Source organism: Pseudomonas sp. G5001 (assembly GCF_013385475.1).
Classification (GTDB): Bacteria; Pseudomonadota; Gammaproteobacteria; order Pseudomonadales; family Pseudomonadaceae; genus Aquipseudomonas.
Window position 1 is genome coordinate 34,386 of record NZ_JACAPZ010000036.1, and the last position, 18,499, is coordinate 52,884.

The following is an 18,499-nucleotide window of genomic DNA, read 5'->3' on the forward strand; positions in this document are numbered from 1 at the left end:
CTGTAAAAGGGATAGGCAGACTTAAGCGATTCAGCTGCTTAAAAGGCCCGGGAATATGCTTATTCCCGGGCCTTATTTGCCCCAAGTCCAAGAGAGGATTCGATGACTTACATTGCTGCCGAAAACCGCTATGAATCTATTCCTTACCGCCGCGTAGGTCGCAGCGGACTGGTGCTGCCGGCACTGTCCCTGGGGCTGTGGCACAACTTTGGCGACAGCACCCCGATCGATACCCAGCGCGCCTTGCTGCGCACCGCGTTCGACCTGGGTATCAACCACTTCGACCTGGCCAACAACTACGGCCCTCCATACGGCAGCGCCGAGATCAACTTCGGTCGTTTGCTGCGGGAAGACTTCAAGCATTACCGCGATGAACTGATCATCTCCAGCAAGGCGGGCTGGGACATGTGGCCGGGCCCTTATGGCCAGGGCGGCGGTTCGCGCAAGTACGTGCTGGCGAGCCTCGACCAGAGCCTGCAACGCCTGGGCGTCGACTATGTGGACATCTTCTACTCCCACCGTTTTGATGCCGACACCCCGCTGGAAGAAACCGCCAGCGCACTGGCCACCGCCGTGCAACAGGGCAAGGCGTTGTACATCGGGATCTCGTCCTACTCCGGCGTGAAAACCCGGGAAATTGCGGCGCTGCTCCAGGAGTGGAAAGTCCCGCTGCTGATCCACCAGCCGGCCTACAACCTGCTCAACCGCTGGGTGGAAAAAGACCTGCTGGACGTCACCGAAGAACTCGGTGCCGGGGTGATCGCGTTCACGCCATTGGCCCAGGGCCTGCTGACCGACAAATACCTCAACGGCGTACCGGCGGATGCGCGGGTCAATCGTCCGGGGGGTGGTTCGTTGCAGGCCAAGCACTTGTCCGAGGCCAACATCGCCCACGCCCGCGCGCTGAATGAAATTGCCAAGCGCCGTGGCCAGAGCCTGGCGCAGATGGCGTTGGCGTGGACGTTGCGTGATCCACGGGTCACCAGCGCCCTGATCGGTGCGAGCCGGCCGGAGCAGATCATTGAAAACGTCGGTGCGTTGCAGAACCTGAGCTTCAGCGCGCAGGAACTGGCGGAGATTGATCGGTTTGCCCAGGAAGGCGGGATTAACCTGTGGGAGAAGCCGTCTACGGCTGAATAAGCGGTAGAGCCCGATTCCGGCATCAACCTCTACCCAATGTGGGAGCGGGCTTGCTCGCGAAAGCGGAGTGTCAGTCACTGGATATGTCGACTGATTCACCGCTTTCGCGAGCAAGCCCGCTCCCACATTTGATTTGTGGTGTGCCTGCTAGAACGGCACATCTCCAAGAATCGTCGCCCGATGCATCACCCGCCGCTGCGGCCGGTAATCATCCACCGCGTAATGCTGGGTCACGCGGTTATCCCAGAACGCCACGTCATTTTCCTGCCAACGCCAGCGAATGGTGAATTCCGGCCGTGTTGCATGGGCAAACAGCAGCTTCAACACCACGTCGCTTTCCGCCGGCTCCAGTTCGTTGATCTTGCTGGTGAACCCCTCGCTGACGAACAGCGACTTACGCCCGCTCACCGGGTGCGTACGAATCACCGGGTGAGACAGCGGCGGGTTCTTGCGCCGGGCTTCTTCCCAGCGCGCCAAATCTTCCGGCGTGTTGCCATAACGCTCCAGCGGGAAGGAGCGGGTGAAGTCATGGGTTGCCGTCAAACCGTCCAACAGCTTCTTGAACGGCTCGGACAACGCCTCATACGCGGCAATCCCGCTGGCCCACAACGTATCGCCACCAAACTCCGGCAGCAGCTTGGCGCTCAGTACCGCACCGAGGGCCGGGGTGGGCAGGAAGGTCACGTCGGTGTGCCAGATGGCGTTGTCGCGCACGTCGGTCACGGCGGTGTCGAGGATCAGCACTTCAGGCTGCTCCGGCACGTTGGGGTAGATCGGGTGAATGTGCAGGTCGCCGAAATTCGCCGCGAACCGCGCCTGTTGCTGCGGGTTGATCGGCTGGTTGCGGAAGAACAGTACCGAATGCTTGAGCAGCGCCTGTTCGATGGCGTCGCGGTCTTCAATCTTCAACGGTTGGGTGATGTCGACGCCACTGATCTGGGCGCCAAGGGCGGTGCTGAGAGGTGTTACGGTCAGGCTGCTCATGGGATTCTCGTCGAAAATTTTTCAGTGTGCCTGGCCATGCCACGGCACCAATTTGCGCTGCAGGGCACGCAAGCCCATTTCCATGGCGAAGGCGATCAGCGCGATCACCAGAATCCCCAGCACCACCACGTCGGTGACCAGGAATTGCGCGGCGGACTGCACCATGAAGCCCAGGCCGCTGGTGGCCGCGATCAATTCTGCGGCTACCAGGGTCGACCAACCCACGCCCAGGCCAATTCGCACGCCGGTGAGGATGTCGGGCAGGGCGCTCGGCAGGATCACATGGCGAATCAGTTGTGCCCGGGTAGCGCCCAACGACTGCGCAGCGCGCAGTTTGGCCGGGTCGACGGTACGTACGCCGGTGGCGGTCGCGATGGCAATCGGCGCAAAAATCGCCAGGTAGATCAGCAGTACTTTGGACAGCTCGCCGATGCCGCACCAGATCACGATCAGCGGCAGATAGGCCAGTGGTGGAATCGGCCGGTAGAACTCGATCAGCGGGTCGAGAATGCCCCGGGCGATGCGGTTGGAACCGATGGCAATCCCCACCGGCACGGCGGTCAGCACGGCAAAGCCGAGGCCCAGGCCGATGCGCTTGAGGCTCGCGCCCAGGTGCTGCCACAGGGTGGAATCCATGTAGCCGGTGGTCGCCAGCAGCCAGCCTTTTTGCAGCACGGCCGAAGGCGGTGGCAGGAACAGCGGCTCGATCAGCCCGCTGGCGGTCACGGCCCACCAGATGGCAACCAGGGTCACCAGGGTCAGCACGCTGATCCAGCGGGTGCTCAGGCTGCGGCGCACGGGCACGACGGGTTTGCTCGCCGGCTTGGTGGCCGTGGCCGGTAATTCGTAACTGCTCATGCGGACACCTGCCTTTGCGAGAACACCTTGCCCAGCACGTGTTCGCGGGTTTCGATAAAGCGCGGGTCGGACTTGATCGCGCGTGCCGACTCACCGGCGGCGTAGCGCTGGCCGAAGTCCAGGCTCAGGCGCTCGACGATCTGGCCGGGGTTGGGCGCCAGCAGAATCAAATCCGTGGCGAGGAACACCGCTTCTTCGATGTCGTGGGTAATCAGGAATACCGGTTTGGCCGTGCGCCGCCAGACTTGCAGCAACAGCTCCTGCATCTGTTCGCGGGTGAAGGCATCAAGGGCGCCGAAGGGTTCGTCCATCAGCAGTACGCGGGGGTCGGCAGCCAATGCACGGGCCAGTCCGACACGTTGCTTCTGGCCACCGGAGAGTTGCCAGATACGGCGGCTGTCGAAACCGGCGAGGTCCACCAGGGCGAGCATTTCCCGGGCGCGGATTTCCCGCTGGTCCTTGGGCACGCCTGCCAACTCCAGGCCGAAGCCGACGTTGGCCAGCACGTCCTGCCAGGGCAGCAGGGCGTCGTCCTGGAACACCACGCCGCGTTCGGCGCTCGGTCCTTTTACCGGCACACCGTCAAGGGTGATGCGCCCGGCGCTGGGTTCGACAAAGCCGGCAATCAGGTTCAACAGCGAAGTCTTGCCACTGCCGGAAGGGCCGAGGGCCACCAGCAATTGCTGGGGCCCAAGGCTCAGGGAAATATCTGCCAGTACTGGCTCCGGGCTGCCTGGGTACTGTGCGCTGATGCGCTCCAGTTGTAGCAAGGCCATCGCGGTTAACTCCTGGTATCAGTTAGTGATGAACTTCGGGCTGACGTACGGGGCGTAGTCCGGCAGTACGGCGTCGACCTTGCCTTGTTCCTTGAGGAACGCGGCGGTATCGGTGACAGCCTTGGTGGTCGGTGCGCCGAGCAGGGTGACCTGGTCAGCCGCCAGCGGGTAGACGTTGCCTTGCAGCAGCAGCGGAATGTCGCTGGCCTTGGCCCCGGAGAGCTTCACCAGTTTGTCGACGTTGCCTTTGTCAGCCAGCCAGGCTTGTGGGTCTTTGCGGTAAGCGGCATAGGCATCCAGGGTGACCTTGGCAAAAGCCGTGACGATTTCCGGGTGCTTCTCGGCGAAATCCTTACGCACGATCCAGGCATCGAAGGTCGGCGCGCCGAACTTGGCCAGTTCGCCGGAGGTGATCAGCACCTTGCCGTTTTCCTTGGCTACGCCAAGCGCTGGGTCCCACACGTAGGTGGCGTCGATATCACCACGTTTCCAGGCGGCGATGATGGCCGGCGGGGCGAGGTTGAGGATGGTCACTTTGGACGGGTCGATGTTCCAGTGCTTCAACGCGGCCAGCAGGCTGTAGTGGCCGGTGGAAACGAATGGCACGGCGACTTTCTTGCCGATCAGGTCCTGCGGGCCATTGATCCCGGAACCGTTGCGGGCCACCAGGGCCTCGGCCCCGCCGATCTGGGTGGCGATCAGGAAGGTTTCCACCGGAACCTTGCGGGTCACGGCAGCGGTCAGCGGGCTGGAACCGAGGTAGCCGATCTGCACGTCACCGGAAGCGATGGCGGCGATGATGTCGGCACCGTTGTCGAATTTGCGCCAGTCGATCTTGGCGTTGGTGGCTTTTTCGTAAGCGCCGTCGGCCTGGGCGACTTTCGCCGGGTCAACGGTGGTCTGGTAAGCGATGGTCACGTCGGCGGCCTGGGCAAACAGGCTGGCACCGGCCAGGGACAACGCCGCCAAGAGGCGAAGGGGGAAGTGCAGTTTCAAGGGGGAAGTCCTCATCAGGCGGCCGGAGGTCGGCGTGTGAGAAGACTAAATGATCTAAGAATCCGAAAATAAATAACATTTTCGAATTAGCTTATGAGGAGAAACTCGCGCGCCAGGCTAGAAGGCGCATAGGCCAAATGTGGGAGCGGGCTTGCTCGCGAAAGCGGTGAATCAGTCACCGAATACATCGACTGATACAACGCTTTCGCGAGCAAGCCCGCTCCCACAGGGGTCTGTGTCAGGCTTTTAGTTGCTGATGGCGAGGATGCTCGCCTGGTACGACCCGACAAACACGTCAAAATCACCCACTTCGTTCTGCTCAAGCTCCGCCTGCTGCGCCAGCGAACTGCGCGCCAGCTCCTCAAAACGTGCCTGTTCCTCTGCCTTCAACGGCTCGCTGCGGAAGTACTCCGCATGCACCTGGCTCTGATGCAGCGAGAACTGCGCAAAGCTCTCTTTACGCTCGCTCATCGCCGCCAGCACCTGGGCCGACGGGGTCAGGGACGAATCCTTGACCTTCGCCAGCTGCGCGTCCAGCGCCTGGCTGTGTTCATTGATGCCCTGGCTCTGGTCCAGCATCGCCGCCAGCGGAGCAATCTGCTCCAGCAGCTCTGCCGCCCATTCCTTCATGTCCACCGATTCGCCACGGCGCTGCAATTGCAGGCCCGGACGGCGGCCTTCCTTGACCACGCTGAGGAAGTTGGAGGTGGCGTTGCCGCACTCATTGTCGGCGAACAGCGGGCTGTCATTCAGCGCGCAATACAGCAGGAACGCATCGAGGAAGCGCGACTCTTGCAAGTCGATGCCCATCGGCAGGAACGGGTTGATGTCCAGGCAGCGCACTTCAATGTACTGGATGCCACGGGCCATCAGCGCCTGGATCGGCCGTTCGCCGGTGTAGGTCACGCGCTTGGGCCGGATGTTGGAGTAGTACTCGTTTTCGATCTGCAGGATGTTGGTGTTGAGCTGAACCCACTCACCGTCCTTATGGGTGCCGACTTCGACGTACGGTGCGTAGGGCGTTGCCACAGCTTCGCGCAGGCTGTCGGTGTAGCTCGCCAGGTCGTTGTAGCACGGCGTCAGGCCGGCCTGGGCGTTGCTCTGGTAACCCAGGTCGCTCATGCGCAGGCTGGTGGCGTACGGCAGGTACAGGGTGTCGGCGTCCAGCACTTCGAGCTGGTGCGAACGACCGCGCAGGAAACCCGCGTCCAGGGCCGGCGAGGCGCCGAACAGGTACATCAGCAGCCAGCTGTAGCGGCGGAAGTTACGGATCAGCGCGATATAGGCCGTGGACTGGTAATCCCGGTCGGTGCCCACAAAGCCTTCGGCTTCCTTGAGCAACGGCCAGAGGTCTTCCGGCAGGGAAAAGTTGTAGTGGATCCCGGCGATGCACTGCATGGTCTTGCCGTACCGCAGGGCCAGGCCCTTGCGATACACGTACTTGAGCTGTCCGATGTTGGAGGTGCCGTAGTAGGCAATCGGAATATCTTCCTCGGCCGGCAACGGGCACGGCATCGATGGACTCCACAGGTACTCGCTGCCGAGCTTGCTGTAGGCAAAACGGTGGATCTTGTCGAGGCTGCTCAGGGTATCGGCCGGGTTGGGTAACGCCGGCGTGATGAACTCAAGCAGCGACTCGGAATAGTCGGTGGTGATCTGTTCGTGGGTCAGTGCAGCGCCCAGGGCCTCGGGATGCGGCGTTTGTGCCAGTCGGCCTTCACCGGTGACGCGCAGGCATTCGCGCTCGATGCCGTGCAGGCATTGCTCGAGCAAAGAGAGGTGTTCGTGCTTGCCGAGCAGGGCCAGGCGGCGGTTGAGAAGTTCGCTCAAGTTGGATTCCTTCACGCGTCAGTCGCCCCAATATGGGGGTGGTCAGGACGGTCTACAAGGGTGAAGTGGAAACTGGCGTTATCGCCTGGTTTTTGAGCCGGATTGACCCACTCTGAAAGAGCCGCCCTCGTCCCTGAATCTGGCTATCGCGCACGAGGAAAAGTTCGGCGCAACTTTCGAAGCGCCGAAATTAACTCAAATCGATGACAGGGAGCTATAGGACAGCGAAGGTGCCTTGTGCTTTTGCGACCAGTTTTTCGTCCTGGTACACGTCCGCCTCGACCACCAGCGTTCGCCGACCCGGGTGAATCACCCGGGCGGTGCACAGCACATCGCCGTCGGAAACGGCGCGGATGTAGTTGATCTTGCATTCGATGGTCGCGCTCTGCTGGTCGAAACCATGGGAGCTGGAACACGCCAGCCCCATGGCAATGTCCACCAGGCTGAAGATCGCCCCGCCATGGAGCTTGCCAGCGCGGTTGCGCAACTGCGGTTCCAGGGTCATGGCCACCTCGGCAACACCGGTTTCCAGGCGCTGCAGGCGGCAGCCAATGAGTTCGCTGAAAGCGCTGTGGGTCAAGCCGGCTGGCAGTTCCATTAACGTTTCTTCAGTTGTTTGGCGTTGGCGAACAGCGAAGCCATGGCGTTGTTGGCCGGGGCTGGCGCAGCGGTTTCCTTGCGGGGGGCGGCGCCTTGGGACTGGCGAGGCGCCGAGCCCGGGCGTGCACCGCGGGCACCGTCGATTTTCTCGCCCGGGGTGTCGCTCATGCGCATCGACAGGCCGACGCGTTTGCGCGGGATGTCGACTTCCATGACCTTGACCTTGACCACATCACCGGCTTTCACCGCTTCACGCGGGTCCTTGATGAACTTCTCCGAAAGCGCAGAGATGTGCACCAAACCGTCCTGATGCACGCCGATATCCACAAACGCGCCGAAGTTGGTCACGTTGGTCACCACGCCTTCGAGGATCATCCCCAGTTGCAGGTCCTTGAGGTCTTCGACGCCTTCCTGGAACTCGGCGGTCTTGAACTCGGGACGCGGGTCGCGGCCAGGTTTTTCCAGCTCTTGCAGGATGTCGGTGATGGTCGGCACGCCGAAGGTTTCGTCGGTGTACTTCTTCGGGTCCAGGCGCTTGAGGAACGCGGCGTCGCCGATCAGCGAGCGGATGTCGCGGTCGGTTTCAGCGGCGATGCGTTGTACCAGCGGGTAGGCTTCCGGATGGACAGCCGAGGAGTCCAGCGGGTTGTCACCGTTCATGACGCGCAGGAAGCCGGCGGCTTGCTCGAAGGTTTTTTCGCCAAGGCGTGCGACTTTTTTCAGTGCTGCACGGGTCTTGAACGCACCGTTTTCGTCGCGGTGGGTCACGATGTTCTGCGCCAGGGTGGCGTTGAGGCCGGAGATGCGGGCCAGCAGCGCAACCGAAGCGGTGTTTACGTCCACGCCCACGGCGTTCACGCAGTCTTCAACCACGGCGTCCAGGCCGCGAGCCAGTTTCAGCTGCGACACGTCGTGCTGGTACTGGCCGACGCCGATGGATTTCGGGTCGATCTTCACCAGCTCGGCCAGTGGGTCCTGCAGGCGGCGAGCAATGGACACTGCGCCACGGATCGACACGTCGAGGTCCGGGAATTCCTTGGAAGCCAGTTCAGACGCGGAGTACACCGAAGCGCCGGCCTCGGAGACCATCACCTTGGTCATCTGCATGCCTGGGTATTTTTTGATCAGCTCGGCGGCCAGCTTGTCGGTTTCACGGCTGGCGGTGCCGTTGCCGATGGCAATCAGGTCCACCGAGTGCTTGGCGCACAGGGCGGCCAGGATGGCGATGGTCTGGTCCCACTTGTTGTGCGGCACGTGGGGGTAAACCGTGGCGTGATCCAGCAGCTTGCCGGTGGCGTCGACCACGGCAACCTTGCAGCCGGTGCGCAGGCCCGGGTCGAGGCCCAGGGTCGCGCGTGGGCCGGCGGGTGCGGCCAGCAGCAGGTCGTGCAGGTTGTGGGCGAATACGCTGATGGCTTCGGTTTCGGCGCCGTCGCGCAACTCGCCCAGCAGGTCGGTTTCGAGGTGGGTGTAGAGCTTGACCTTCCAGGTCCAGCGCACGACTTCACTGAGCCACTTGTCCGCAGGACGATTCTGATTCTGGATGCCGAATTGTTGACCGATCATGCCTTCGCACGGGTGCATGGTGCCTGGCAGCTCGTCGCCGACTTTCAGCGCGGAGCTCAGGATGCCTTCGTTGCGGCCGCGGAAAATCGCCAGTGCACGGTGGGACGGCATGCTTTTCAGCGGCTCGTCGTGTTCGAAGTAATCGCGGAACTTGGCGCCTTCCTCTTCCTTGCCGGCGATTACGCGGGCACTGAGGGTGGCTTCCTGCTTCAGGTAGTTGCGCAGTTTTTCCAGCAGGTTGGCGTCTTCGGCGAAGCGCTCCATGAGGATGTACTTGGCGCCTTCGAGGGCGGCCTTGACGTCGGCCACGCCTTTTTCGGCATCGACAAAGCGTGCAGCTTCGGTTTCCGGGGCCAGGGACGGGTCGTTGAACAGACCGTCGGCCAGCTCGCCGAGGCCGGCTTCCAGGGCGATCTGGCCCTTGGTGCGGCGCTTCTGCTTGTACGGGAGGTACAAGTCTTCGAGGCGGGTCTTGGTGTCGGCGAGCTTGATGTCGCGTTCCAGCTGCGGGGTCAGCTTGCCTTGCTCTTCAATGCTGGCGAGGATGCTGATACGCCGTTCGTCGAGTTCTCGCAGGTAGCGCAGGCGCTCTTCCAGATGCCGCAACTGGATATCATCGAGGCTGCCGGTGACTTCTTTACGGTAACGGGCGATGAAGGGCACTGTGGAGCCTTCATCCAGTAGAGCGACGGCCGCTTCGACCTGTTGTGGGCGTACGCCGAGTTCCTCGGCGATGCGGCTGTTGATGCTGTCCATAAAACCACCTGAAATTCTGAAAGCAGGCTCGCAGGCCCGGAAAACAAGGCTCGCGAGGCTGGTTGAGCGGCCCGTCTGGCGCCGCTGCCTGGGTCAAGAGGCAGCCTATTGACCCTCGAAATCGAAAAAATCACTACAAGCGGGTGAAAAAAATCCCCTGGCAGTAAACGGTAACGAACTGACGTTGCCCTGCACAAAGGCGCCGCATTATAACCAGCGTTCTGCCCTTGGGGGGATTGCCGCCAAGGTTGTAGGGCGCGGGTTCGCTGGCGGTAGAGGAAAAATCTGCTAACAATGCACACGGTGCGTATAACGGCAGCTACGCCATAATGCGCGCCGAGATAAGAGGAGCATCTAATGAGCAGCACTGCACAAACTGCTGAAGGCGAAAAAATTCTCATCGTTGATGACGATCCGGGGCTGAGCAGCCTGCTGGAGCGTTTCTTCAACTCCAAGGGCTACCGTGCCCGCGCGGTGCCAAACACCGAACAGATGGACCGCCTGTTGGGACGTGAAGTCTTCAACCTGGTGGTGCTGGACCTGATGCTGCCCGGCGAAGACGGCCTGACCGCCTGCAAACGCCTGCGCGGCGCCAACAATCAGATCCCGATCATCATGCTGACCGCCAAGGGCGATGAGCTGAGCCGCATCAAGGGCCTGGAACTGGGCGCCGACGATTACCTGGCCAAGCCGTTCAACCCGGACGAGCTGATGGCACGGGTCAAGGCCGTACTGCGTCGCCAGGCCGCCCCGGTACCGGGCGCTCCAGGCAGCGAAGACGAAAGCGTGACCTTCGGCGACTACGAGTTGTCGTTGGCCACCCGTGAGCTCAAGCGTGGCGATGAAGTGCACATGCTGACCACCGGCGAATTCGCCGTGCTCAAGGCACTGGTGATGAACGCTCGCCAGCCGCTGACCCGCGACAAGCTGATGAACCTGGCCCGTGGCCGTGAGTGGGACGCCCTCGAGCGCTCCATCGACGTACAGATCTCCCGTCTGCGCCGGATGATCGAGCCCGATCCATCCAAGCCGCGTTATATCCAGACGGTGTGGGGTGTGGGTTACGTGTTTGTGCCGGATGGCACTGCAACCAAGTGACCGATGATTTGCAGAGGCGGGCGTGCCGGTGATGACTCGATAAGAGTCAGCCGGTTGCCCGGCGTTTGCAATTCTGCGAGCTTGGCTCGCTCCTGCAAGGTGTCCAGCTGTCTTTTATGAAAACCCCGTTGTGGTTCCCGCAGAGTTTCTTCTCACGCACCCTTTGGCTGGTGCTCATCGTCGTACTGTTTTCCAAGGCCCTGACACTGGTTTATCTGTTGATGAACGAAGACGTGCTGGTGGACCGGCAGTATAGCCACGGTGTCGCGCTGACCTTGCGCGCCTACTGGGCCGCAGACCCCGAGAACCGCGAGAAGATCGCCAAGGCCGCTACCCTGGTCCGGGTCGCGGGCGCGGGCGTGCCCGAGGGCGAGCAACATTGGCCCTACAGCGAAATCTACCAGCGCCAGATGCAGGCCGAACTGGGTGAAGACACCGAGGTGCGGCTGCGCATGCATGTGTCGCCGGCGCTGTGGGTACGAGCGCCGAGCCTGGGGGAGGACTGGCTGAAAGTGCCGCTGTATCCGCATCCACTGCGGGGGCAGAAGATCTGGAACGTGCTGGGCTGGTTCCTGGCAATTGGTTTGCTTTCCACCGCGTCAGCCTGGATTTTTGTGCGCCAGCTCAACCAGCCGCTGAAACGCCTGGTGTTTGCTGCACGCCAGCTCGGTCAGGGCCGTAGCGTGCGGCTGCCCATCAGCGACACGCCGAGTGAAATGACCGAGGTGTACAGCGCGTTCAACCAGATGGCCGAGGATGTCGAACAGGCGGGGCGCGAGCGCGAGCTGATGCTGGCGGGGGTGTCCCATGACCTGCGCACGCCATTGACGCGTTTGCGGCTTTCCCTGGAGCTGATGGGCAACCACACCGACCTTACCGACGACATGGTTCGAGACATCGAGGACATGGACGCGATTCTCGACCAGTTCCTCGCGTTTATCCGCGATGGCCGGGATGAGGTGGTGGAAGAGGTCGACCTGACGGACCTGGTGCGTGAGGTGGTGGCGCCCTACAACCAGAACGGTGAGCAGGTGCGGATGCGCCTGGAACCGATCCAGCCGTTCGCGTTGCGTCGGGTCTCGATGAAACGCCTGCTGAACAACCTGATTGGCAACGCCCTGCATCACGCCGGTTCCGATGTGGAAGTGGCGGCCTACGTTTCCGGGGATACCAGTGCGCCGTACGTGGTGCTGAGTGTCATGGACCGTGGGGCCGGTATCGATCCGGCGGAACTGGAAGGTATCTTCAACCCGTTCACCCGCGGCGACCGTGCCCGGGGTGGCAAAGGCACGGGCCTGGGGCTGGCGATTGTGCGGCGGATTGCTTCAATGCATGGCGGCAATGTCGAATTGCGCAACCGGCCGGATGGCGGCCTGGAAGCGCGAGTGCGCTTGCCGTTGGGGCTGATGTTGCCCAGGGACGCGGTCTAAATGTGGGAGCGGGCTTGCTCGCGAAGGCGGTGGGTCAGTCCATAGAAATGTCGACTGATCCACCGCCTTCGCGAGCAAGCCCGCTCCCACACTGGTTTTGCGGTGCTTTACAGGTTGGGTGTCCTCAACCTTTGCCTTTGGTCCTGGTCATATTCGGCCCACCACTCTTCTCCAGATGCTGAATGATGATCCCCGCCACATCCTTGCCGGTGGTGGTCTCAATTCCTTCCAGGCCCGGTGACGAGTTCACCTCCATCACCAGCGGCCCGTGGTTGGAGCGCAATATATCCACACCCGCCACGCTCAACCCCATGACCTTGGCTGCCCGCAGTGCGGTCATGCGTTCTTCCGGGGTGATCTTGATCAGGCTGGCACTGCCGCCACGGTGCAGGTTGGACCGAAACTCACCCGGCTTGGCCTGGCGCTTCATCGCGGCAATCACCTTGTCGCCCACCACGAAGCAGCGGATATCCGCACCGCCGGCTTCCTTGATGTACTCCTGCACCATGATGTTCTGCTTGAGGCCCATGAACGCCTCGATCACCGACTCGGCCGCAGTCGCGGTTTCACACAGCACCACGCCGATGCCCTGGGTGCCTTCCAGCACCTTGATCACCAGCGGCGCGCCGTTGACCATCTCGATCAGGTCGGGAATGTCATCCGGGGAGTGCGCAAAGCCGGTGACCGGCAAGCCAATGCCACGGCGCGACAGCAACTGCAGCGAGCGCAGCTTGTCCCGCGAACGGGCGATAGCCACCGATTCATTGAGGGGAGACACCCCCATCATTTCAAACTGGCGCAGTACCGCGCAGCCATAGAACGTCACCGAAGCACCGATACGCGGGATCACCGCATCGAAGCCTTCCAGCGGTTTGCCCCGGTAGTGGATCTGCGGCTTATGACTGGCAATGTTCATATAGGCGCGCAACGTATCGATCACCACCATCTCATGGCCACGTTCGGTGCCGGCCTCGACCAGGCGACGGGTGGAATACAGACGCGGGTTACGCGACAGCACAGCGATCTTCATGCAGCACCTGTGGCAGAGGTAGTAGAGACCGGGAACACCGGCTTGTCTTGAACGTATTTGACGCCGGGACTGACCACCAGTTGGCCGTCAATCAGGGCCTTGGAGCCCAGCAACAGGCGGTAACGCATGGCCTTGCGGCAGGCGAGGGTGAATTCCACCCGCCATACCCGATCGCCCAGGGCCAGGGTGGTGCTGATCACATACCGCACCTGGGCCTGGCCGTTGGAGCTTTTAATGGTTTTCATCGCCACCAGCGGTGCTTCGCAGCGCCGGTGACGCAGTTGCACCACGCTGCCCAGGTGCGCGGTGAAGCGCACCCACTTTGCACCGTCGCGCTCAAATGGCTCGATCTCGGTGGCATGCAGGCTTGAGGTACTGGCGCCGGTGTCGATCTTGGCGCGCAGGCCTGCCACTCCCAAGTCGGGAAGTGCCACCCACTCACGCAGACCCACAACGGTCAAATGGTCAAATGTCTTCAATATGAATAACCGGCAATTAATTCGCCCAGGCGGCGGGTGATACCTCGGCCAGGGCTTTGAATGCAGGCTTGGCGAACCAGTAGCCCTGCATCAGAAATATTCCACAGTCGGCGAGAAAGTCCCGCTCGCCGGCACTTTCGATGCCCTCGGCGATGACAGTAACGCCCAACTGCTCACAGATTGTGACAATCCCCCGGACGATCACCTGACGGACACGATCACGGTCGACATCGCGGATCAGCGCCATGTCGAGTTTGATCAGGTCAGGTTGGAAATCGGCCAGCAGATTCAGCCCCGAATAGCCCGCCCCGAAATCGTCGATGGCGGTCTTGAAGCCGAATTCGCGGTATTCACGCAGAATATTCGTCAAATGGCGATAGTTATCTACATGCTCGCTTTCCAGGGTCTCGAAAATCAGCCGATCCAACGGAAAATTATGCGCGCGGGCCGCCTCCAGGGTGCTGCGGATGCACAGTTCTGGTCGATAGACCGCATTGGGCATGAAGTTGATTGAAAGGTGCGTCTGCATGTTGAGTGTCGAAGCGGTGGCGATCGCGCGGGTGCGGCATTGCTGGTCGAAACGGTAGCGATTGCTGTCGTTGACCTGATCCAGCACCGACATCGCGCCCTCACCATTCACGCCGCGCACCAAGGCTTCATGGGCAAAGATCGACTGGTTACGCAGGTCCACGATAGGCTGATACGCAAAGGCGAACTCAAAGCCCAGCGGCTCACTTTGCTGGCAGCCCGCACAGGCTTGTTTGGGCGAGGTCAGTGAAATGGGAAAGTCGGTCACACGTTAACCTCGCGAAAACAGGATGCTACCTGGCGTATCTTAGGTGAGCTCAAGGGTTTATGCGTTGAAGGGTTTCAACGGTAAAGTTGCGACATTTTTCAGAGCGAGGAATTCAAGTGGCTCAGAAGCAGGAAGAGGAAGAAAAAGTCCGTTTGGACAAGTGGTTGTGGGCGGCGCGTTTCTTCAAGACCCGTGCCTTGGCCAAGGCGGCGATCGAGAGTGGCAAGGTGCATTGGCGCGGCGAGCGTTGCAAGCCCGGCAAGGAGCCACGCATCGGCGATGAGTTTCAGATCCGTGCCGGGTTTGATGAGCGAACCGTCGTAGTCCAGGCCCTTTCAATTGTGCGAAGGGGCGCTCCCGAGGCGCAGGCGTTGTATACCGAGACCGAAGCCAGCATCGCCAAGCGCGAAAACGCGGCGGCCATGCGCAAGGCCGGCTCCCTGGGCATGACCACCGACGGCAAGCCAAGCAAGAAACAGCGGCGCGACCTGTTCAAGTTTCGCGGCAGTGGCAATGATGATTAATCGGCAGACCGCAGGAGCCAGGCCGGCTCCTGCTATTCCAATTCAAACGCTGCGAATCACGCTCAAGCGATTAACCAGCGGTACTCGCCGAAACAACTCAAACACCGGGCCCGTCACTCGCACCAGCCCCCGCGAAACCTTCGCTGCAAAGGGCGTGTAGTAACCCCAGCCCAACGCCAACAGCGCCAGCAACACCCCACCGATATAATCGTCCTGCCCCCAATGCGCACCGGCTACCAGCCGCGGCATCATGAACAGCAGCGCCAAGCCCCAGATCACCAGCACCTGCCCGATCCGCTTGGCAAACACGGTCATGAACATCCCCCAGATCAACAATACCGATGCATGATCCCCCGGGAAGCTCTGGCTGGAGCGGTCCTTCAACTCCCATGTCTTCTCCAGGCCCGGGAAATAGTCGCTCATCTGAATCGCGCCGCTGATCACCATCGACGGGCTATGGTGTTGCCAGCCCATCTGCGCTGCCAGCTTGGAAAACAGCATGCGGATAAACAGCAACAGCAGCAGAATGCCCAGGAAGCCGAAAAACGCCTGGCGCACTTCAATCGCCTTGAACACCCAGTCGCCACGGATCAACAGCGTCAGCAGAATCACCCCGACCACCGCGTCAAACGGCCGCAAACTGGCCACCGCCCACACATGCAGCCACGCGGAGCTGCTTGCCAGCGGGTCATTGAGCAGATGAAACAGCCACTCGTCGAAAACCGTGCAGAGCGCCTGGCCCGCCGGCCAGAGCCAAAAACACAGCAGCCCCACAGCGAGTAAATTACACAGGGCCAATCGACCGAGGTCCCACCTGGCTTGGAACAAACCCGGATTGTTCATAAACTGTTTCCTCTTAGCTTTAAAGCGCTTCGTTTTCCCGCAGAAGGCCGCACCAAAACGGTGCTAAAGCGTGTAATTCTATAAACCTTGTCATCTTTTTGTCATCAATTCAGATACCCAGACCTATGACTGATCTACCGGATACCGACTTCACCCAACGCTTCATCTTCGACGACAGCGACGCCCGCGGCGAACTGGTCGCCCTGGAGCGCAGCTATGCCGAAGTCCTCGCCAAGCACCCCTATCCGGAGCCGGTCGCGCAATTGCTCGGCGAACTGATGGCGGCTGCCTCGCTGCTGGTGGGCACCCTGAAATTCGATGGTTTGCTGATCCTGCAGGCCCGCTCCGAAGGCCCGATCCCGCTGCTGATGATCGAATGCTCCAGCGAGCGCGAAATCCGTGGGCTGGCCCGCTACGACGCGGACCGCATCGCCGCCGATGCGACCCTGGCTGACCTGATGCCAGACGGCGTGCTGGCCCTGACCGTCGATCCGACGGTAGGCCAGCGTTACCAGGGCATCGTCGACCTCGATGGCGAAACCCTGTCCGACTGCTTCACCAATTATTTCGTGATGTCCCAGCAAGTGGGCACCCGCTTCTGGCTCAACGCCGACGGCAAGCGCGCCCGTGGCCTGCTGCTGCAACAACTGCCGGCTGACCGCATCAAGGACGAAGAAGACCGCGCCGACAGCTGGGCCCACATCACCGCCCTGGCCGGCACCCTGAAAGCCGAAGAGTTGCTGGGCCTGGATAACGAAACCATCCTGCACCGCCTCTACCACGAAGAGGCCGTGCGCCTGTTCGACGTGCAGTCCCTGCGCTTCCACTGCAGCTGCTCCCGCGAGCGCTCGGCCACTGCCCTGGTCAGCCTGGGCCTGGAAGATGCGCAGGACCTGGTGGTGGAGCACGGTGGCAACATCGAGATCGACTGCCAGTTCTGCAACCAGCGCTACCTGTTCGACGCTGCCGATATTGCTCAATTATTCGCCGGCGCGGGCGTAGACACCCCTTCAGGCACCCGCCACTAAAACGTTTAAGCACAGGTAAATCACCTGACAAACGCCGGATTTCCGCCGTTCTGACCGGAGGGCCCTACTCTTTTTGGGCTTTTCTGGCATAATCCGGCCCACTTTTTTCGCGGTAGTAGTGCGCAACTTTCTACTACAAAACGTTTGGAGCACTCGGCCACTGGCCGACGGGGAACCTCATGACGCAAGCCAATAACGCCGTATACACCGATCTGAGTGTTGACGATCTGGTCAAAGAAGCCCTGCAGCGCGGTGAAGGCGTGCTTGCCGATACCGGTGCGCTGGTCGTAGAAACCGGTCACCGTACCGGCCGTTCGCCAGTCGACCGCTTCATCGTTGAAGAGCCTTCCACCCAGGCTGCCATTGCCTGGGGCCCGATCAACCGCAAGTTCCCGGCCGACAAGTTCGATGCCCTGTGGGCTCGCGTCGAGGCATTCAACAACGCGCAAGAGCATTTCGTTTCCCACGTTCACGTAGGGGCTGCAGAAGACCACTACCTGGCCGTGAAAATGACCACCCAGACTGCCTGGCAGAACCTGTTCGGTCGTTGCCTGTTCATCAACCCGGCCCAGTACAACCCGGCCGGTCGTGAAGAGTGGCAAGTGCTCAACGTGGCCAACTTCGAATGCGTGCCAGAGCGTGACGGCACCAACTCCGACGGTTGCGTGATCCTCAACTTCGCCCAGAAAAAAGTCCTGATCGCCGGCATGCGTTACGCCGGTGAGATGAAAAAAGCCATGTTCTCGGTGCAGAACTTCCTGCTGCCGGCCTCCGACGTGCTGCCGATGCACTGCGCAGCCAACATCGGCGAAGCCGGCGACGTGACCCTGTTCTTCGGTCTGTCGGGCACCGGTAAAACCACCCTGTCCGCCGACGAAAGCCGCTACCTGATCGGCGACGACGAACACGGCTGGGGCGAAGGTGTGGTGTTCAACATCGAAGGCGGTTGCTATGCCAAGTGCATCGACCTGTCCGAGAAGAACGAGCCGGTGATCTGGAAAGCCATCAAGCACGGCACCGTGCTCGAAAACGTGGTGATCGACGATGCCAAGCACGCCGACTACACCAACGTCAGCCTGACCCAGAACAGCCGCGCCGCCTACCCGCTGGAGCACGTGGCCAAGCGCTCCGAGAAAAACCTCGGTGGCGAGCCAAACGCTGTGATCTTCCTGACCTGCGACCTGACCGGCGTACTGCCGCCCGTGTCGATCCTCAGCGAAGAACAAGCGGCCTACCACTTCCTGTCCGGCTACACCGCTCTGGTGGGCTCGACCGAAATGGGTTCGGGCGGCGGCATCAAGTCGACCTTCTCCACCTGCTTCGGCGCGCCATTCTTCCCACGCCCGGCTGGTGAATACGCAGAACTGCTGATCAAGCGCGTGCGCGGCTTCGGCTCCAAGGTCTACCTGGTCAACACCGGCTGGACCGGCGGCGGCTACGGCGTTGGCAAGCGCTTCAACATCCCGACCACCCGTGGCGTGATTGCAGCGATCCAGAGCGGTGCGTTGATTGGTGCCGAGACCGAGCACCTGGATACCATCAACCTGGACGTGCCATTGGCCGTACCGGGCGTCGAGACTGGCCTGTTGAACCCACGTAACACCTGGGCTGACAAGGCTGCCTACGATGAAGCGGCGAAAGCGCTGGCGGGTCTGTTCATCGAGAACTTCAAGAAGTTTGAAGTGAGCGATGCGATCAAGGCTGCGGGTCCGAAGTTGTAAGATTCGGCCGTTGTGAAAAAGCCGCCCCTAGTGGGCGGCTTTTT

At 61.3% G+C, this 18,499-nt stretch carries 17 protein-coding genes; 6 read left to right on the forward strand and 11 right to left on the reverse strand.

Annotation, left to right across the window (positions count from 1 at the left end):
• Positions 1-102 precede the first annotated feature (102 nt).
• Positions 103-1,140, forward strand: a complete 1,038-nt coding sequence (gene mgrA, locus HX805_RS26175; RefSeq protein WP_003211877.1) for an L-glyceraldehyde 3-phosphate reductase — start codon at positions 103-105, stop codon at positions 1,138-1,140.
• Between the two features lie 147 nt (positions 1,141-1,287).
• On the opposite strand, the gene tauD is transcribed toward mgrA, so the two are convergent.
• The 7 genes from tauD to HX805_RS26210 all read right to left on the reverse strand — a co-directional run bounded on the left by tauD (position 1,288) and on the right by HX805_RS26210 (position 9,506).
• A complete protein-coding gene (gene tauD, locus HX805_RS26180) occupies positions 1,288-2,124 on the reverse strand; it encodes a taurine dioxygenase (protein ID WP_177081397.1) in 837 nt (278 codons plus the stop codon).
• A gap of 21 nt (positions 2,125-2,145) precedes the next feature.
• The gene (gene tauC / locus HX805_RS26185) at positions 2,146-2,982 is read right to left on the reverse strand and encodes a taurine ABC transporter permease TauC (RefSeq protein WP_003213163.1); all 837 of its coding nucleotides are present in this window, start codon (positions 2,980-2,982) and stop codon (positions 2,146-2,148) included.
• Entirely contained in the window at positions 2,979-3,758 is a 780-nt protein-coding gene (gene tauB, locus HX805_RS26190; RefSeq protein WP_023659332.1) for a taurine ABC transporter ATP-binding subunit, read from the reverse strand. Before tauB ends, tauC begins: the two co-directional genes overlap by 4 nt.
• An 18-nt stretch (positions 3,759-3,776) precedes the next feature.
• The gene (gene tauA, locus HX805_RS26195) at positions 3,777-4,754 is read right to left on the reverse strand and encodes a taurine ABC transporter substrate-binding protein (protein ID WP_177021890.1); all 978 of its coding nucleotides are present in this window, start codon (positions 4,752-4,754) and stop codon (positions 3,777-3,779) included.
• Positions 4,755-5,000: 246 nt separating this feature from the next.
• Positions 5,001-6,584, reverse strand: coding sequence for a glutamate--cysteine ligase (gene gshA / locus HX805_RS26200; protein ID WP_008435798.1), 1,584 nt, complete (start codon positions 6,582-6,584; stop codon positions 5,001-5,003).
• A 214-nt stretch (positions 6,585-6,798) separates the two neighbouring features.
• On the reverse strand, positions 6,799-7,182 hold the full coding sequence (locus HX805_RS26205) for a PaaI family thioesterase (RefSeq protein ID WP_008435797.1): 384 nt from the start codon (positions 7,180-7,182) through the stop codon (positions 6,799-6,801).
• Positions 7,182-9,506 (reverse strand): Tex family protein, encoded by a 2,325-nt coding sequence (locus HX805_RS26210; protein WP_102367889.1) that lies wholly within the window; start codon positions 9,504-9,506, stop codon positions 7,182-7,184. Before HX805_RS26210 ends, HX805_RS26205 begins: the two co-directional genes overlap by 1 nt.
• 357 nt (positions 9,507-9,863) lie before the next feature.
• Between HX805_RS26210 and ompR the strand changes: the two genes are divergently transcribed.
• Entirely contained in the window at positions 9,864-10,604 is a 741-nt protein-coding gene (gene ompR, locus HX805_RS26215) for a two-component system response regulator OmpR (protein ID WP_003213175.1), read from the forward strand.
• Between the two features lie 116 nt (positions 10,605-10,720).
• Positions 10,721-12,034: an ATP-binding protein gene (locus tag HX805_RS26220; protein WP_003213176.1), complete on the forward strand. Its 1,314-nt coding sequence runs from the start codon at positions 10,721-10,723 to the stop codon at positions 12,032-12,034.
• Positions 12,035-12,158: 124 nt separating this feature from the next.
• Here the strand turns inward: HX805_RS26220 and rimK are convergent, their stop codons facing one another.
• From rimK to HX805_RS26235, 3 genes are read right to left on the reverse strand one after another with little or no spacing between them, the layout of a single operon-like run.
• Positions 12,159-13,064, reverse strand: a complete 906-nt coding sequence (rimK, locus tag HX805_RS26225; protein WP_003213178.1) for a 30S ribosomal protein S6--L-glutamate ligase — start codon at positions 13,062-13,064, stop codon at positions 12,159-12,161.
• A complete protein-coding gene (locus HX805_RS26230) occupies positions 13,061-13,525 on the reverse strand; it encodes an ATP-dependent zinc protease (RefSeq protein WP_371132397.1) in 465 nt (154 codons plus the stop codon). The genes rimK and HX805_RS26230 overlap by 4 nt, the downstream gene beginning before the upstream one ends.
• A 34-nt stretch (positions 13,526-13,559) precedes the next feature.
• Positions 13,560-14,339, reverse strand: a complete 780-nt coding sequence (locus HX805_RS26235) for an EAL domain-containing protein (protein ID WP_134325546.1) — start codon at positions 14,337-14,339, stop codon at positions 13,560-13,562.
• A gap of 116 nt (positions 14,340-14,455) precedes the next feature.
• On the opposite strand from HX805_RS26235, the gene HX805_RS26240 reads away from it, so the two are divergent.
• Positions 14,456-14,863, forward strand: coding sequence for an RNA-binding S4 domain-containing protein (locus tag HX805_RS26240; protein ID WP_003213184.1), 408 nt, complete (start codon positions 14,456-14,458; stop codon positions 14,861-14,863).
• Between the two features lie 42 nt (positions 14,864-14,905).
• Here HX805_RS26240 and HX805_RS26245 read toward each other — a convergent pair whose 3' ends face one another.
• A complete protein-coding gene (locus tag HX805_RS26245; protein ID WP_134325547.1) occupies positions 14,906-15,706 on the reverse strand; it encodes a phosphatase PAP2 family protein in 801 nt (266 codons plus the stop codon).
• Between the two features lie 125 nt (positions 15,707-15,831).
• Here HX805_RS26245 and hslO point away from each other — a divergent pair, with 125 nt between their 5' ends.
• Both hslO and HX805_RS26255 read left to right on the forward strand, forming a co-directional pair.
• Positions 15,832-16,734, forward strand: a complete 903-nt coding sequence (gene hslO / locus HX805_RS26250; RefSeq protein WP_102367891.1) for an Hsp33 family molecular chaperone HslO — start codon at positions 15,832-15,834, stop codon at positions 16,732-16,734.
• A gap of 179 nt (positions 16,735-16,913) precedes the next feature.
• Positions 16,914-18,455 (forward strand): phosphoenolpyruvate carboxykinase, encoded by a 1,542-nt coding sequence (locus HX805_RS26255; RefSeq protein WP_003213191.1) that lies wholly within the window; start codon positions 16,914-16,916, stop codon positions 18,453-18,455.
• The last annotated feature ends 44 nt before the right edge of the window (positions 18,456-18,499 follow it).

What these genes read in the sequence shown, in the direction of transcription:
- mgrA (WP_003211877.1), top strand. Translation starts at nt 103, where the DNA reads ATGACTTACATTGCTGCCGAAAACCGCTATGAATCTATTCCTTACCGC.
- tauD (WP_177081397.1), bottom strand. Translation starts at nt 2,124, where the DNA reads ATGAGCAGCCTGACCGTAACACCTCTCAGCACCGCCCTTGGCGCCCAG.
- tauC (WP_003213163.1), bottom strand. Translation starts at nt 2,982, where the DNA reads ATGAGCAGTTACGAATTACCGGCCACGGCCACCAAGCCGGCGAGCAAA.
- tauB (WP_023659332.1), bottom strand. Translation starts at nt 3,758, where the DNA reads ATGGCCTTGCTACAACTGGAGCGCATCAGCGCACAGTACCCAGGCAGC.
- HX805_RS26205 (WP_008435797.1), bottom strand. Translation starts at nt 7,182, where the DNA reads ATGGAACTGCCAGCCGGCTTGACCCACAGCGCTTTCAGCGAACTCATT.
- HX805_RS26210 (WP_102367889.1), bottom strand. Translation starts at nt 9,506, where the DNA reads ATGGACAGCATCAACAGCCGCATCGCCGAGGAACTCGGCGTACGCCCA.
- ompR (WP_003213175.1), top strand. Translation starts at nt 9,864, where the DNA reads ATGAGCAGCACTGCACAAACTGCTGAAGGCGAAAAAATTCTCATCGTT.
- HX805_RS26220 (WP_003213176.1), top strand. Translation starts at nt 10,721, where the DNA reads ATGAAAACCCCGTTGTGGTTCCCGCAGAGTTTCTTCTCACGCACCCTT.
- rimK (WP_003213178.1), bottom strand. Translation starts at nt 13,064, where the DNA reads ATGAAGATCGCTGTGCTGTCGCGTAACCCGCGTCTGTATTCCACCCGT.
- HX805_RS26245 (WP_134325547.1), bottom strand. Translation starts at nt 15,706, where the DNA reads ATGAACAATCCGGGTTTGTTCCAAGCCAGGTGGGACCTCGGTCGATTG.
- hslO (WP_102367891.1), top strand. Translation starts at nt 15,832, where the DNA reads ATGACTGATCTACCGGATACCGACTTCACCCAACGCTTCATCTTCGAC.
- HX805_RS26255 (WP_003213191.1), top strand. Translation starts at nt 16,914, where the DNA reads ATGACGCAAGCCAATAACGCCGTATACACCGATCTGAGTGTTGACGAT.